This window comes from Bernardetia sp. ABR2-2B, from assembly GCF_037126435.1.
Lineage (GTDB): Bacteria > Bacteroidota > Bacteroidia > Cytophagales > Bernardetiaceae > Bernardetia.
The window spans coordinates 3,769,008-3,784,728 of the sequence record NZ_CP147020.1 but is presented as its reverse complement, the minus strand read 5'-3'; the positions used below and the strand labels follow the sequence as shown (position 1 = coordinate 3,784,728).

Genomic DNA, 15,721 nt, shown 5'->3' with positions numbered 1-15,721 from the left:
AAAGCAATAAAAATTGATATGATAAATAGAGAATACAATCATTATAAAACCTATTTAAGACTATTTATAGTAGTTTTTCTTATCTTTATTCCCATTTTTTTAGTAAAAGCTCAAAAAGATAACTCTACTTCTCTCAAAAAAATTTGGCTCTCAACACAACAAGAAAAAATAATTGTTTCTAGTTCCTCACAAATTGCAGAAGACAAAACAGGTTTTTTGTCTATTCAACAAGCCATCAAAAATTTAGACTTTAAAAACTCTACTGAAGAAAAACCTAATTTTGGTTATACTTCTTCTACTTATTGGTGTAGATTTAGCATTGAAAACACTTCTAATATCAATCAGCAACGTTGGTTAGAAATTCAGTATCCTGCCCTAGATTCGGTTTGGCTCTATGAAGTAGATAGCTCACAAAACGTTATACAAGTACAGTTGATAGGAGATAAAATGCCTTATAATAAGCGAGAGATAAAAGATGCAGACTTGATTTTTGTATTAAATATTGATGCTAGAAAAAATAAAACGTATTATATGCGTATCAGAACACAAGGAACAATGACTTTTCCTTTAGTTCTTTGGAAATCTCAAGCATTTAGTGAGCAGACAGCCAATGATAGATTCGGATTTGGAATTTATTATGGAATTATTGTCGTAATGATTTTCTATAATTTATTTATTTTCTTTTCTTTAAGAGATAGGGCTTATCTTTATTATGTACTTACAATTGCTTCAATTGCTCTTTTCCAACTTGCCTTTAATGGGTTAGGGTTTCAATATTTGTGGTACAACTTCTATCCTTTTAATGATATTGCAATTCCTTTTTCCATTACTTTTTTTTCCTTTATTTCGCTTCTTTTTGCAAGGCAATTTTTGCATTTAACAGAGTTATTACCCAAAATCGATAAATTAGTATTGGTTTTTGTTGCCTTGATTATCATTGAGCTTTTCCTAACTTTTTTCCTTCCCTATAAAGTAATGATAAAAGTTAGTTCTATTACTGGAATTGTTGCCACAACTTTACTTTTCTATATGGGTGTGATGAGTTATAGAAAAGGTTATAAATCGGCTATTTATTTCTTAATAGCGTGGTCGTTGTTTTGGATGGGTATTTTGTGTAGTATTTTTAAAGGTTTCGGACTCTTATCTACTAATTTTATTACTACATATGCTATACAGATTGGTTCGGCTTTAGAAGTGATTTTGTTATCTCTAGGACTTGCAGACCGTATAAATACGCTTCAAACTCAACTTGCTGAAAAAATGATTAGTGAAAAGAATCAGAAGATTGAAAATGAAATCAAACAGCGTTATTTGATAGAATCTCAAAATCAAAAATTAGAAGAGTTAGTAGCAGAAAGGACAGCTGACTTAGAACAAAAAACAGTAGAATTACAAAGTCAGAATCAGAAAATAACAGATAGCTTGAAGTATGCAAAGCGTATTCAAGAAGCAATTTTACCTCCTAAAAAAGAACGAGATACTATTTTGGGAAATCACTTTGTATTTTTCAAACCAAAAGATATTGTTTCTGGAGATTTTTATTGGGTCTCTGAACATAAAGAAGAACAAAAAATAGTTATTGCTGCCGTAGATTGCACAGGGCACGGAGTTCCAGGGGCGTTCATGTCTATTATTGGAAATAATTTATTAAATCAAATCATAAATGAGAAAAAGGTATTCCATCCTTCTCAAATTTTAGAAGAACTACACAGAGGAGTTCGTACTATCTTAAAACAAGATTATGATTCAAGTTCTACGCTAAATACGTCTAGAGATGGAATGGATATAGCTCTTTGTGTCATTAATAAAAAAGAAAATATACTAGAGTTTGCTGGAGCAAATCGTCCTTTATGGATTATAAAAAATGGAAATTTTGAAGAAATAAAAGGAGATAGAAGAGCGATTGGAGGGTGGCAAAATAAAGGCAAAAACCAAGAATTTACAACACATTCTCTTGTCTTGGAGGAAGAGATGAATATATACTTATCCTCAGACGGCTATGTTGATCAGTTTGGAGGAGATGGACAAACAAGTAAAAAATTCATGTCCAAAAACTTCAAAAGGTTATTGTTAGATATTAATGGTAAAGAAAAAACATCTCAAAATTTAGAATATCAATCTTCTGTTTTGGAAGACGTTATGGAGAAATGGAAAGGTGATGAACCTCAGATTGACGATGTTTTGGTAGTTGGTTTTGCTGTTGGTAAAGAGTAATTAACGTGAACTCGGTATTATACTTATTGATTATCAATTAGTTAGTGTGTTCTTTTTTTGTTGTTGGTGTCGCTACGCTAAAACACCAACAACGGCAGGATTTTGTCAAACACATTCATAAATTATACTGATACAAGATACTTAAGAAACACTTACAAAGTACGAATATGATATATTGAATAACGTGAACTCGGTATTAGAAACAGTCTGAAATATCTCTCTATCTACTAAGAAAGCTACTTTCGGTCTGCTCTAACGAGACTGACCTACTTTTAATCAAGGTCAGCCCGAAAGGGCAGCACCGAAGATTAAAAAGAACAGGCTAACTATTTGACAATCAGCAGATATAATACCGAGTTCACGTTTGAATAAGAATGACTTATTGTTTCAAAATAAGTATGTTATCTTTTTTCAAAAAAATCTAAAGCATCTTCGTAATTATTTCTAATTCTCTTCTTTCAGAAAACTATATTTTTTCTGAATAATAACACTTTCACTATATGGATAGGGAGCTGCCATCATATTACTTTGCCTTTTGGTCGTAATTAAGCTATCTACTTCCTCCAAACCATAATTCAACTCACTTACCCAAATTTCTGGGTTAGGCTTTGAAGTTTCTATATCTATCACAGCACCCGAATCTGGCAATGCCCAAATGCTAACAGTTCTGTAATATTTATCAATATCGACTAAAGGTATTCTTGTTGTATCACTCCAAATGGCTTCCAAAACATCACTATGAATTTGAATCCATTCTCCCTTACGAGCCGATTTTATAGAAAACTGATAGCGATAGGTGGTATCATTCATCATCGAATCAGAAACCAAAGAAACTAAAGGAGCTTCAAAACTCAAAGAAGAATCTAATTCTATTATCTTGCTCTCTTGCAGAAAGTTCCAATTTCCACTTAGGTTTTTTGTTCTTCTAGGATAAATCCCTTTTGGAATAGAATCAAAAGTAGCTGAATCACTCAAAAACTGATTTGTAAAATCATCACTTTCTTCATCGTAAGAAAGCCAAGTTTGTTTGTTTTCATCAAGATTATAGAGATAAAAAATGCTGTTTGGCTTTAGTTTTTCTGATGTAAAACTAGCTTCTAAAGCTCCCCAAAATAGAATTCCTATTCCACACAACATCAGAAATAAAGAAAGCGACCAACGCCACCCTTGCGTAAGAAGTTGCATAATAGGAACTAAAAGCCCACCCAAAAGTGCAATCAAGAGAGCCATTATGGCAAAACCATACAAAACAAAGCCTCCTATATTCAAGGCTTCAAGAGCTTCTGGAACGATCGCCAACACAGGAAAGAATATGTAAATCGTAGGGGCAGAAAGAACTAATAAAAATACTGTATCAAATGGGTTGAGATAATCAGCGTTATTACGAAGCAATAAATAAAGCCAAGCTATAAGCATTGAGAGAGTAGGAACAACAAAAAGATAAGCAGCAGGACGCAAATCCATCCCAATCCAATCTTGCCCAAAGACAGTCAAGGCACTTAGCCCAATCCAAAAAGGAAGCACTCCTAAAAGAACAGAAGCAGGTTTTTTACTTCTAAAAAATAAAGAATAAACAAGCAAAGAAACACCAACAAAAATAAGAGCAAAGGCAATCTGATATTCAGAAGCAAAATAAGTAGTGTTATAAGGAATCCAAGAATAGGCAGAATGTGTTAGTAAAATTCCTTCCCACAGAAGTGTTGCAAGTCCTCCACTAAAAATAACAATAACCAAATACCCAAACAAGCTACCCAAAGCCAATTTCCAAGACCAAAAACGCAGACCAGATAAAAACAGCAAAGCAAAAAAGATAAGCATTCCATAAACTGTCCACTCCAAATGTTTCTGATTGATGTCAAAAGCTAAGATATTTCCATCAAATACTTTCCCAATCATAAGATTTCCAGGAACACCCAAAAAAGTAACATTTTCTTCTGAACTGATTTCAGATTTAAGATTTTTCAAGTCTCCAAAATAGCGAATCAAGGAAAGCATATAATTACCGTGCTGTTGCAGCGAACGCTTATCTAAATTTTCAGGAGTATCTAATGGCGTGTGATAATGGGTGTGTTTTCCTATGAAAGCAAAATTTAGAAAAGGAACATTATGTGCGCCAAAAACAGCTGCATCTGTTCCGTTAGGCATATTTTGATAGACAAGATTAGCAACAGAGCTTCCAAAAGCTCTTAGTTTCCCTGTTTTTTGAGCCTCTTTAAAGGCTGTTTGTGTATGATGAAGAAGGTTTTGATTTTTATCAGATGTTTCAAAAAGAACTGACATTCCTCCTGCTCCTCGTGCTTCAAAATTAAAGGCAACACCAACTTCTTTTGCCCAAGGGTGTTGCTCCATAAATGCCTGTGCGCCTAAAAGGTCAATTTCTTCACCATCCGAAAAGAGAAAGATTATATCATTTTCGAAAGGTTGATTAGTTACTTGTGTTTTGAGCATATCCATTATTTCCAAGGCTGCTCCTACGGCTGCTCCATCATCGGCTGCTCCTGCTGCATTGCTGCGTGAATCGTAATGAGAGGCTATCAAAACTGTGTTTTTTGGCGTTGCGACATCTACCAAATTGATAGTAGAATCTACTGAAATAGAATCTAACAAAACAGGGTTTTCTATTTGGTCAATAGAATTTTTGCCTTTTATTCGCACTAAAATATTTTCTAAAAAAGCTATTTGAGGTACTTTTCCATAATTTGTAAACCTAGCCGATTGTACTTCAACTTGATACCCCATTGCTCTAGCTTGAGAAACAATGTAATTACGAACACTGTCGTGCGCTTCCGAACCTGTTGGGTGGGGAGCTTTTGCTACTTTCTGAACATACGTAAAAGCTCTATCAGCCGAAAAATTTACATCTGTGTTTTGTGGTGCAACAGGCGTAATTTGAGTAATTGAGAGAACAAAAACAAGTATGAGAAAACAAAAAGTAATGAAAGTAGAAACTGATTTCATAAATAAGAAACAATTACGAATATAATTCACTAAATACTAGCAACTTATAACTTAAAAAAATTTACTTTGATAAAGAAGATAGTTGAAATAATTTTAATACACTAAATGTATTCATTTTTTATGCGAATTAAAAATTATTCTTTGTTGTATCATTTTTTATTCTATTTCTTCGTAATCAAAAGGCTTTTAATTTTTGAATATTTGTACTGCAAAACCATGCTATTCACTATATTTTCTCCATAAGTCAGGACGACGTTTTCTAGTTCTTTCCATTGCTTGTTGCAATCTCCAATCTTCAATTTTGGCAGCGTGTCCAGAAAGTAAAATTGGTGGAACTTCCATTCCTTCCCAGTTGGCAGGACGAGTATAAACAGGGGGAGCTAATAAATCATCTTGAAAAGAATCTGTCAGGGCAGAGGTTTCATCATTCATCACACGAGGAACTAATCGAATAATAGCATCAGCCACCAAAGCAGCAGGAATTTCGCCACCAGAAACTACAAAATCACCTACTGAAAGTTCTTTAGTTACATATTTTTGGCGTATTCTTTCATCTATTCCTTTATAATGCCCACAAATCATCATTATATTTTCCTTCAAAGAATACGAATTTGCCATTGTTTGATTGAACGTAACGCCATCTGGTGTCATATAAATTATTTCATCATACTTTCTTTCACTCAGTAATCCTTCAATACAGGCAGCTAGTGGTTCTGGTGTCATTACCATTCCTGCGCCACCTCCAAAGGCATAATCATCAATTCGTCCGTGTTTGTCTTGGCTATATTTTTTGAGGTCGTGAAGATTTAGGGTTACAATATTGCGTTCTTGCGCTCTTTGTAAAATAGAATGACCAATAAAACTTTCGATGAGTTGAGGAAGGCAAGTAATAATATCTATACGCATAATTTTCATGTCTAAATCCTACTATTCTTTAAAAAGTGTTAGGATTTTGGTTGATGAGTTGTTTTGCTACAAAATTACAAATTAATTGCCATTATTGTAATATCGTCTCGCTGTTCTTCCTCTTCTCTAAAACTTTCTAGGTCTTCTAATAAAGAAGCTTTTTGTAGAGAAATAGGTAAATGTCCCCATTCAGAGATTTTCTCTAAAAAGCGTTTTGTACCGTACTTTTTACGCTCTTTATTAGGTTGGTCTATTAATCCATCAGAAGTAAGGAAAAGCATTGTGCGAGGTAAAAGTACCAAATGCTCCTCCTTGAAAGGTTTTTTCTTGCGCTGAATACCTCCAATAGAGCGAGAAGTACCACGTAATTGAATAATTTCTCCCTCTGGTTCTTTATAAATGAGTGGACGTTTTGCACCTGCAAACTCAAGTTCTATTTTACCATCATCTTTATATGTATAACGAATCAAAATCATATCCATTCCATCAGTATTACTTCCTTCTTTTCCTGTTTGTCGGAGTGAAAGGCGAATACTGTCATCCAAATGCTCCAACATATCAGCTGGCGAAGTTATTTCTTTTTCATACAAGATTTCTCTTAAAAGTGAACTTCCTACCATTGACATAAATGCCCCTGGAACTCCATGTCCTGTACAATCTACAACGGCTGCATACTGATAACCATCACTATAACCAATCCAATAAAAATCTCCACTTACAATATCTTTAGGCTGATAAATTATGTAATGGTCGCCTACTGAACGCTTTATTTCTTTTTCAGTTGGGAGAATTGACTCTTGAATTGTTTGAGCATAACGAATAGAATCAGTTACTTCTCTGTTTTTTTGTTCAATTAAATTATATGCCTTAATATTTGAAAGTGCAATAGCCGTAGCTGAACCAATGGATTGCAAAAGCAAAATATCTTGCTCTGAATAATCCATTTCGTAGAACGTCTGAACGGTCATTACACCAAATTTATGTCCTTCTGCAATTAGAGGAACATAAATAAAAGCATAAGGTAAATCTCCTTTTTCTACTTGTATATTTTGCTCTTCGAATCGCTCCTTCCAAACTTTAGCAACATTATTAACTGCTATTGTATTTCCTGTTATCAGACATTCGACAGAAGGACGGTTCGTATCTTCCATAGAATCTTCGTGAGCTTCAAGCTGTACACCTTTCTCTATAAAATCATTAAATTCAATTGTGTTTTTATTTTCGTTTAGAAGTCCAACACCAAAACCTTCTGCTGGCATAAGAGCAATTACACGTTGAAATACTATCGCAACAAGCTCTTTTGTATCAAGAATAGAGGTAATTTCTTGTGTAATGTCACTTAGTTTTTTTAGTCTTTTGTTAGAGCTTTCTAAAGCACGTTTTTGTTTTACGACCTCTTTATTTGCCTTTTTTAGATATTCAGCCTGCGAGGCTAATTCTTCTTTTTGATTATATACTTCTTGACTTTGATTCAATAACTCTTGTTGTTGAGCCTCTAACTCTTCTGTTTTCTGACTAATTTCTTGTGTACGTTCTGTTATTAGTGCATTTAATTCTTTGTTTTTAGTCTTTAGATTTTTGTCATATAAATATGTAAAAACAACAGCTATTAAAAATATAATCCCGACATAGATTAGATATGCCCACCAACGTTGATACCAAGCTGTTGCAACTTCAAAATCTACTAGAAAAGTATTACTTAATTGTTCCTCTTCATTTTTTGCTTGAATTTCTAGCGTATATTCTCCAAAGGGAAGAATAGCAAATTCAAAATTATCTTTTTTTAGCCAAGGCGACCACTTTGTTGTTGAGGGAAGCAAACGATACCTATAAAGCAGTTTTTCATTTTTTCCAAAAGCAGGACTTGACATTTGTACAGTAAAACTACTGAAATCATTAGGTAGTTTATGCTTTTTAAAATTAGAAACTAGTGAATCTCTAATTTTTATATGACGTAAGAATATTTTTAAAGAATCTTGTACTACTTTTTTTATTTGTGTATTATCATATCTATACAATCCTTCTGAAGTGGATACCCAAGTAAAAATAGGTTTTGTTACATTATTATTATCTTCAAAAGTATATTTTGGGTCTTCATAGATAGAATAAAACTCAACAGAAGGCAAACTTAAAATTGCACTTTCAATCAATGTATCGTTTTTATAATATAAGAGGTGATTATTTTTGACAACCCAATAAGATTTAATAATTTCATTGCTCTTCTTCGAATAATGAATAAATTTATTAATTAATGAAACATCAGCATTAATGAAATTACTTGCCGAGAAATTAGTGTTTTCTTTTGTGTTATCTAAAACAATAGCAGAAGTAAACTCATTTTTGAGCGTGTCTAAATAATAAATCCCTTCTGATGTGGCTAAAAATAATTGATTATTACTTGCAACTAATTGGTTGATTTCTACATTTGGAATGTCAGTCAAGGAGTCATACGCAGTTATTTCATATTCTTTTTCTTTGCTAAAATCCACATCAATTTTTAGTATTCCTTTATACTGCGTTTCTGCCCAAAGCTGGTTACTTTTTATTTGTACTATTCTATTTAAGGGTTCTTCTAAATATGTGTCTGTTATTTCATAAGAATTTACCATTACTTTTAGTCCTTCAGAAGTAGAAATAAATACTCTTCGTCTATCTGTCTGGTCGATTAGAAAATGTCTGCTTTCTATCTCACTTACTTTTTCTATTTTTCTTCTTAGTGGGTTTAGAACAAATATACCTGCTTGTCCTGCAATCAATAAAGCAGAATTTTTATCATTATATTGATAGATTTCCAAATCCCAAACTTGCCCCAAAATTCCATCTATATTTTCCCAAACTTGTGTTTGAGTATCATAATAAGAAAGTCCTTGTTCGGTAGCTGTATACAATATATCATTAAAACGAATTACTTCATTTGCCTTATTTATTCTACTTTGCTCTCCAAAATAGGTATAAGCCCACGAAGTTTGAATATGTGAAACACCTTGTGTTAGTGCAGCCCATAAATCACCATTTTTATCTGCATGAAGATTCCAAACAGATTTATCTTGTAAACCTTTTAATTCTGAAATTTGATTTTTCCATGTTCCATTTTTATTGATGATTACAATTCCTTCATTCGCTGTACCTATTGCAATTTGCTCGTTTTTAAGCGCTTCAATACTATAAACCTGACTTCTTTCAAAAAACTCTTTTTGTTCAATTTCAAATTTATTGATTGTTTTTTCTATTACATTATAAGTGTAGAAGTTACCACTTTGAGTTGCTATCAATGATACATTTTCAGAATAGTTTATCATTCCTACAATAAGGTCTTGATAGATAAAATCTGTGTTTTCTATACTTTTGAGAAAATCATTTTTATATTCGAATACTCCTAATTTTGATTCTTGAACATATAACTTTCCATTTGTTACAAAAGCAGACAAAAATGTATTTACTCTTGGCTCAATGACCTCAAATTTATTTGCAGCATATTTTAGTATAAAGTCTTTTGTAAGGAAAAACACTTCTTCTTCCAAGACTAATGTTTTCCAAACATCATCAAATTTTTTATATTTTTTTGGAACTTGGTTGAGAAGTGAAATGTATTTTACTTTGCCCAAAGAATCAACGTAAGAATAACCAATATCACCAACACCACCAATATACATCTTGTCTTTACTAGAAGAATAGCCTAATGAACGTACTAAGCCCGTACCTCCAATTTTGGTGCGTTCCCATGTTTTACCATCAAAGGAAAGTAAATGCGTTGTATTTCCTATATAGATTATTCCATTTTCACCTTGCTCAACTGCCCAATTTTGAGTAGCAGCATTGTATTCTTTTGGTGAATAATTTTTCACAAAAAGACGACCTGCCTCCTGATAAGGAACATTAGGCAGATTTTGAGTATTTTGGTCTTGCTTACTTTGTTGTTGTGCAAAAGAAAGTGTAGAAGAAAAAATACTGATACCGAGAAAAATAAAAACCAGAAGTCTAAAAAATAGAGTGGTAAAAAATGTCTGTTTCATATACGGTATTAAGTATGGATGTAGAACAGAAAAGTGAGTAATAAGTTTTGAGTTTTTGAAAGATTTAATCAAAAACCTCTAAGTTTTATTATTTGCTTAGTAATTAGGACTATTCTGACCACTCAACAAAGTACATTTACCTCTTCTGTAAGAAACAAAGTAAATCTGTATTTTTTTAATCAAAAAATAGTTAATTTTTGTTTTGCTCACTTCACTCCTACAAAAACTAACAACGTTTATTCGAAAAGGCTAGACGTTTGTTCGAAAGCCAATTTATTCTAGTAGCCAAGCTATAAGTTTGTAACAAGTTATTTATCTGAATCACACCAAAATAAGTCATTCAGAACAAATTAATTACAAACAAAAACTACTACGAATATGAGCTCACTCTCTAAATCTTTATGTCTTCTCACAGTAGGGATTTTTATTTCTCTATTTCTCAATACTCCAAAAGTAGAAGCACAACAAAGCCAAAACGAACTCCTCAAGAACTTTACAGCCACTTCGCTCAACATTTTCAAACTTACAGAGCCAAAGTATCACAAATACAAATTTGAAAAAGTATCTAAGCCGTGGCCTATCAGTTTAGAGAAAAATGGTAATTCTATTTCTAAATTGGTTATCAACCGAGCAGGAATTATAGAAGAGCCTTACGCTCCTGACTTGAAAGAATATCCTGCTTATTTCAAAGATAAAAAACACCGAGTGGTATTCATTGATGATAATTTTTATTATATCAAATGGTCTGGAGGAAAAGCAACTATAAAATACATCCTTACAGAAAAGGAAAGTGTAGATAAAGACCACGCAGGTCATATCAGTAAAATAGAAAACTACATTCGCAAAACAGTTGCTGCACAATCAGAAGACCGTGCAGAACTTGTAGAAAAACAAGCTGAAATAGATGCAGCAGAAGCATTAGCCAACTCACTCAAAGGAAAAAAAGTCAAAAATATCGCTGTAAAATGGATTAGTGACAAAGACGAAACAGGACATTTAGTAAAAATGAATTATGGAATCCAAGCTACTCTAGCTGATGGAACAGTCTTGAAAACAAAAAACTTAGGTGGCAAAATGCCTTGGGATGACTTCAAAATTACTGTAAAAGGTGGATTATTTGGAGAGGAAACGCTCACAATAGCAGAAAATGCAAATGTAATCCCAAATGATAATGTCGTTGTAAGTGCACAATCGAAGTATCAATCCAATATCAAAACATCAGCTAAACTTCCTGTTCATTACAATACTGGTTTGCACGTCAATTATTTTGGAGAACGTGGTGGAGTTGTTCACTTGACTGTTTCGGCAGGATATAGAGGAAAAAATGGAAAAGATATAATTATGTCTGTAAAAGCAACTACAACAGGAAATGGCGAGAAAGTAAATCAAATAGAAATTAAAGATGCTAGTTCGGGACAGGTTTTGAGAAAATTAAAAATGAGTCCGAATGCTCCTCTGACACTAAATTTACAAGGAGGAAGTGGCAGCTATGGCAGAGATAACACACGAGGAGGAAATGGTGGAGATGGTGGAGATGTAACTATCATCAAAGACCCAAGCGTCAGAACATTCACTTACACTATAAATAATCAAGGTGGAAATGGTGGAAAACACGAAAACCATAGTCCTTATGATGGAAAAAGAGGTTCAAAAGGTTCTATAAATGTTCGTACTTCTGCTGTCAGTTTTAGCTGGTAAATTATTTAACCGTCAACGAGGCTTTGCCGTCGTTGAGGTATCACAAAGCCAAAAAATATCAATCTCATTTATTCAAAAATCAATTTTAATGTTCTGTATTGAGCAGAGCAATTACTTCAAATTTATTTAATCGTACTACTAACAAAAATTTTATTATGAAATTAGTCAATTTATTCAAAAGTGCTGCCCTTGCTACGGCAATGTTATGTGCAGTAGGTGTGTCGAATGATGCAAATGCACAATTTGGAAAAAAACTCAAAGCAAAATTAGCTAAAGCTGCTGCTGCTGCTGAAGGTGGTGGAGCTGCTGCTGGAAAGGCAAAGAAAGCAAAAGAAGCTGGTGACCCTTACGGCGAAGATTTTTCAGATGACAAAGGAATATCTGGAACATACAAAGCACTAGACGGTGTGGAGTTTGAAAATGCAATGGGCGCAAAACGTCGTCAGAGAACATTAAAAATGAAGTTCACTGGGCGTGATGGCGATAAGTTTGTAAACAAGTTAGAGGTCTTTTATAACAAAGAAGGGGCTAAATATGAGTTCAAACTTAATGACAAAGAAACAAAAAAACTAGGAACAAATGTTTATCGTTATGGTAGCTTTCAATCTATTTGGCTTGTAGAAGCAGAAGATGGAGTTTTGATAGGCGTAAATAACAAAAGTACACACAGATACGAATTAGATGGAACAGAAACTGTATCAGACGTTTTTGCTAAAGATGAATCTAAATTAGAGGTCTATGACATCGAAACTGCTCAAGCAAAATTTGAGCAAATGATGAGCAAAGGAAAAGCAAAAGCAGATGAGAAAAAACGAGCGCAACTAATGGAATACAAAGCCTATAAAGAAAATGTAGGTAAAGTAGTTTTTGTAGATAGCTACACTCGTTTCAATTATAAATATGGAGATAAGCCAACAGAAAATCCTAGTAATTTCATCAAAACAAGAGATATGGGAGATGATATTTTCTTAGGAGCTTATTTCAAAGAAAAAATCGGAACAAGTTGTGGTTCGGATTGCCAGTTGAATATCGTTTATGAAATGAATGGTAAAAAAGGTGACCGTGTAGCTCTTCGTAATTCTACTGCAAAATGGAATAAAATGATTTCTGCTAAAAAGAAAACAGATATTTTCTGCTATAACCACGGTCATCAAATGATTTCTTCTCGTGAAAACATCCTTGACTATGCTTTTATGTACACTTTATACCAAAACAAAGCTACTTTCAAAGAAGGACAAACTTACAAAATGAATGTAAAAATGTTTTCTAATAATGATGGAAACAACGAAGAACAAATCGCAGAAGGTACAATTAGCTTTGTTTATAAAGAGAAAAAAATGGAAAAATGGTTCAAAATGTTCAGAGAGTGGTATGATGAATAATTCTCTGAAAATACAATAAAAATACTACAAAATATTTAAGACAACTCGCACACGTAGTAGTAGCGAATCTATAAAGCCATTACAATTTTTGTAATGGCTTTTTTAATTAAAAATTAAGCCTCGTGTATCAGTCTATCCCTAACCTCCATCAGTGCAAAACCTAATAAATTCAGTCCTCGCCACGTATTTGGATTATAAACTCCTTTTGCATCTTGTGCCAAACCAATTCCCCAAATTGCATCTACTGGACTTGCTTCCACAAGAATTTTAGTTCCTGTTCCAAGTAAAAATGCTTTATAATCTGGGTCAGAAAATTTATGATAATTTCCTTCTACGACGATTTTGAAGCGATTTTCTTTCCAAACTGTATCGTTAAATTTTTTCACTTTCCTGCCTAATTTTTTGGCTTCTGCTGGTGTTTTGGCTTTTAAGATTTCTTCTAAAATTTTATTATCTTCAAACAAACGAGCTTTTTCTGCCATCATAAAATGTTCTGCTGTTGGATAAATTATTCCATTTACAGAAAATTCCTTTTCCCACCATTGACTAAAAATAGTTTTGCTCAAACTTCCGTCATTAGTTGGGCGATGTCCCCAAAAGAATAAATAATTAAGATTTTTGTCTTGCTTTTGTAGCTTTTCATGTTCTGAAATGAGCCAAGAGAGAGAGTAATTCATACAGCTATAAATTAAAATTTTAAGAGAGGTTTAATTAAGCATATAACTACCATTCTTCAAAAGAAATTCATTAATCACTATTTTTTCTCAACAATTACTTGAAAACGAAATGCCCATTGCCACTTTATTCTATATTTTTTTATTCCTGCTTGTTCTAAAAGAGTAATCAAATCTTGCTTTTTGAAGGCACGAAGAACAGAAAGAGGAGCATCATTTTTCACTAAATAAGAACCATTAAAGAGACGAGTAAGAAAATAAATACTGTAATAAGCTATTGGGTTTCTATGTAAATCATTAATTATAAATCCTTTTGAGGTCAGTTTAGAAACATTCTTAAAAATAGAAATCAGTTCTTCATCTGTAAAATGATGGCAAAATAATGACATCGTAGCCCAATCGTATTTATTTTCATTGGAAGAATCAATATCAAACACATTTAGTTTTTCATAGCTAATTTGAGGAAAGTCTTTTGATTTATTTTGAGCATAATTTATCATAAAATCATTAGCATCAATTCCTGTTAGTTTGGTAGTAATATTTTTCTTATCAAACCATTTCGCAATCTGACGAAGCGTATCTCCTCCCCCACTTCCAATATCTGCAAGAGTTACCGTTTTTTGATTTTGACTTTCTTGATTCTTCTTAATTTTATTTTCTTTATAGAGCGTATCTAAAGCCGAAGTCAAGACCTTATAGCCTCCTAAAGTTGTATTTATAAATTCTAATTCATCAAGATTTTTTTTGAGATCAGCAGAAGCGAGATTGAGGTCGTCCATTAGCTCCTTTTTATAGGAACGGTTTTTAAATTTCATTTTTTGATAAAATTAAATGAAGTGAGAAAGCTTTGTTAGCAGTTTAACATACACAAACTAAACTATTGTCAGAGTCTGGTTACAGACTACTGACAAAGTTAGATAAAATTTAGTTTGTAGATTCTACTCTCCCAAATCAGCCACACCATACATTCCACCAAGTTGTTTGCACCAGATAAGAACATAACGATACTCTGTAATCGAAATTTCAGAAGGAACATTTATAGTTTTTCCTCCACTTCTCGTATTTAAAGTTGCCAACTCTACGGCATCATTTACATTACCACTATTATCTCCCAAATAAACTCTCAAGTCTGGTGGAGAAGTAGAAGTAGAAAAATCCTCACTCAAAACAACTTGCAGTACATCGTTTTCTATCCTCAATTTTGCGCTTCCATTACTTCTGTTAGTAAAATCAGCCTTTCTAACTACTTGAACAGTAGCAGGGCTGCTTTGTATTCCATCTACTGTTGCTGTAACGTTTGCTGTTCCATAATCTTCTGCCGTTACTTGTCCGTTTTCTACAGTTACCAGTTCTATATTTCCACTTGTCCAAGTAGCTGTTTTTCCTGTGAGTTCTTCTCCCAAATTATTCTTTACAGAAAACTCTAAACTTGCCATTTCTGTAAGAGTAATTTCACTCAATGAAGGCGTTATTGTTACGGTAGCTACCTGATTATTATCAGACACAACGGTCAGAAGTGCTGTGGCTTCTACGGTTTGGTAGGTGGCTTTGATAGTGGTTTGTCCTGCTGAAAGTCCTGTAGCTTCTCCATCTTGAGTTATACTGGCAACAGATAAATCACTACTTGTCCAACCAATGTCGGAAGGACTAGCGATAGAATTGCCCATATTATCGAAAAAAGCTGTAGTAAAGGTTGCTGTTTCTCCAATCATTACACTTTGAGAAGTAGGAGAAATTTCTAAACGCTCTGGAATTTCTATCGGAGCAACATCTTCTGAAATTTCTTTACAGGAAATTAGGACAATTGAGAAAACACCTAGAAAGGCAAGAATTTGAAATGATTTTTTGAATGAATATAATTGCATTGAGATTGTAA

General features: G+C 33.2%; 9 protein-coding genes. 3 read left to right on the top strand and 6 right to left on the bottom strand.

The features are described from left to right. The first annotated feature begins 18 nt into the window (after positions 1–18). Positions 19–2,214 carry a 7TM diverse intracellular signaling domain-containing protein gene (locus WAF17_RS15835; RefSeq protein WP_338761606.1) on the top strand — a complete coding sequence of 732 codons (2,196 nt, stop codon included), beginning with the start codon at positions 19–21 and terminating at the stop codon, positions 2,212–2,214. Positions 2,215–2,658: 444 nt separating this feature from the next. Here the strand turns inward: WAF17_RS15835 and WAF17_RS15830 are convergent, their stop codons facing one another. The 3 genes from WAF17_RS15830 to WAF17_RS15820 form a co-directional block, all read right to left on the bottom strand. Beyond that, positions 2,659–5,172 carry a M28 family peptidase gene (locus WAF17_RS15830; RefSeq protein WP_338761604.1) on the bottom strand — a complete coding sequence of 838 codons (2,514 nt, stop codon included), beginning with the start codon at positions 5,170–5,172 and terminating at the stop codon, positions 2,659–2,661. Positions 5,173–5,391: 219 nt separating this feature from the next. Further along, positions 5,392–6,078: a tRNA (guanosine(37)-N1)-methyltransferase TrmD gene (trmD, locus tag WAF17_RS15825; RefSeq protein ID WP_338761602.1), complete on the bottom strand. Its 687-nt coding sequence runs from the start codon at positions 6,076–6,078 to the stop codon at positions 5,392–5,394. A gap of 74 nt (positions 6,079–6,152) precedes the next feature. Continuing rightward, a complete protein-coding gene (locus tag WAF17_RS15820; RefSeq protein ID WP_338761600.1) occupies positions 6,153–10,091 on the bottom strand; it encodes a SpoIIE family protein phosphatase in 3,939 nt (1,312 codons plus the stop codon). 378 nt (positions 10,092–10,469) lie between these two features. On the opposite strand from WAF17_RS15820, the gene WAF17_RS15815 reads away from it, so the two are divergent. Both WAF17_RS15815 and WAF17_RS15810 read left to right on the top strand, forming a co-directional pair. Then, the gene (locus WAF17_RS15815) at positions 10,470–11,789 is read left to right on the top strand and encodes a hypothetical protein (protein WP_338761598.1); all 1,320 of its coding nucleotides are present in this window, start codon (positions 10,470–10,472) and stop codon (positions 11,787–11,789) included. A 155-nt stretch (positions 11,790–11,944) separates the two neighbouring features. Continuing rightward, complete coding sequence (locus WAF17_RS15810) at positions 11,945–13,171, top strand: hypothetical protein (protein ID WP_338761595.1); 1,227 nt, start codon at positions 11,945–11,947, stop codon at positions 13,169–13,171. Positions 13,172–13,284: 113 nt separating this feature from the next. Here the strand turns inward: WAF17_RS15810 and WAF17_RS15805 are convergent, their stop codons facing one another. The 3 genes from WAF17_RS15805 to WAF17_RS15795 all read right to left on the bottom strand — a co-directional run bounded on the left by WAF17_RS15805 (position 13,285) and on the right by WAF17_RS15795 (position 15,710). Beyond that, entirely contained in the window at positions 13,285–13,848 is a 564-nt protein-coding gene (locus tag WAF17_RS15805) for an NADAR family protein (protein ID WP_338761592.1), read from the bottom strand. Between the two features lie 77 nt (positions 13,849–13,925). Continuing rightward, a complete protein-coding gene (locus tag WAF17_RS15800) occupies positions 13,926–14,660 on the bottom strand; it encodes a methyltransferase domain-containing protein (protein WP_338761589.1) in 735 nt (244 codons plus the stop codon). Positions 14,661–14,783: 123 nt separating this feature from the next. Continuing rightward, positions 14,784–15,710 (bottom strand): DM13 domain-containing protein, encoded by a 927-nt coding sequence (locus tag WAF17_RS15795; RefSeq protein WP_338761587.1) that lies wholly within the window; start codon positions 15,708–15,710, stop codon positions 14,784–14,786. Between the last annotated feature and the right edge of the window lie 11 nt (positions 15,711–15,721).

What these genes read in the sequence shown, in the direction of transcription:
- WAF17_RS15800 (WP_338761589.1), bottom strand. Translation starts at nt 14,660, where the DNA reads ATGAAATTTAAAAACCGTTCCTATAAAAAGGAGCTAATGGACGACCTC.
- WAF17_RS15830 (WP_338761604.1), bottom strand. Translation starts at nt 5,172, where the DNA reads ATGAAATCAGTTTCTACTTTCATTACTTTTTGTTTTCTCATACTTGTT.
- WAF17_RS15805 (WP_338761592.1), bottom strand. Translation starts at nt 13,848, where the DNA reads ATGAATTACTCTCTCTCTTGGCTCATTTCAGAACATGAAAAGCTACAA.
- WAF17_RS15815 (WP_338761598.1), top strand. Translation starts at nt 10,470, where the DNA reads ATGAGCTCACTCTCTAAATCTTTATGTCTTCTCACAGTAGGGATTTTT.
- trmD (WP_338761602.1), bottom strand. Translation starts at nt 6,078, where the DNA reads ATGCGTATAGATATTATTACTTGCCTTCCTCAACTCATCGAAAGTTTT.
- WAF17_RS15835 (WP_338761606.1), top strand. Translation starts at nt 19, where the DNA reads ATGATAAATAGAGAATACAATCATTATAAAACCTATTTAAGACTATTT.
- WAF17_RS15820 (WP_338761600.1), bottom strand. Translation starts at nt 10,091, where the DNA reads ATGAAACAGACATTTTTTACCACTCTATTTTTTAGACTTCTGGTTTTT.
- WAF17_RS15795 (WP_338761587.1), bottom strand. Translation starts at nt 15,710, where the DNA reads ATGCAATTATATTCATTCAAAAAATCATTTCAAATTCTTGCCTTTCTA.
- WAF17_RS15810 (WP_338761595.1), top strand. Translation starts at nt 11,945, where the DNA reads ATGAAATTAGTCAATTTATTCAAAAGTGCTGCCCTTGCTACGGCAATG.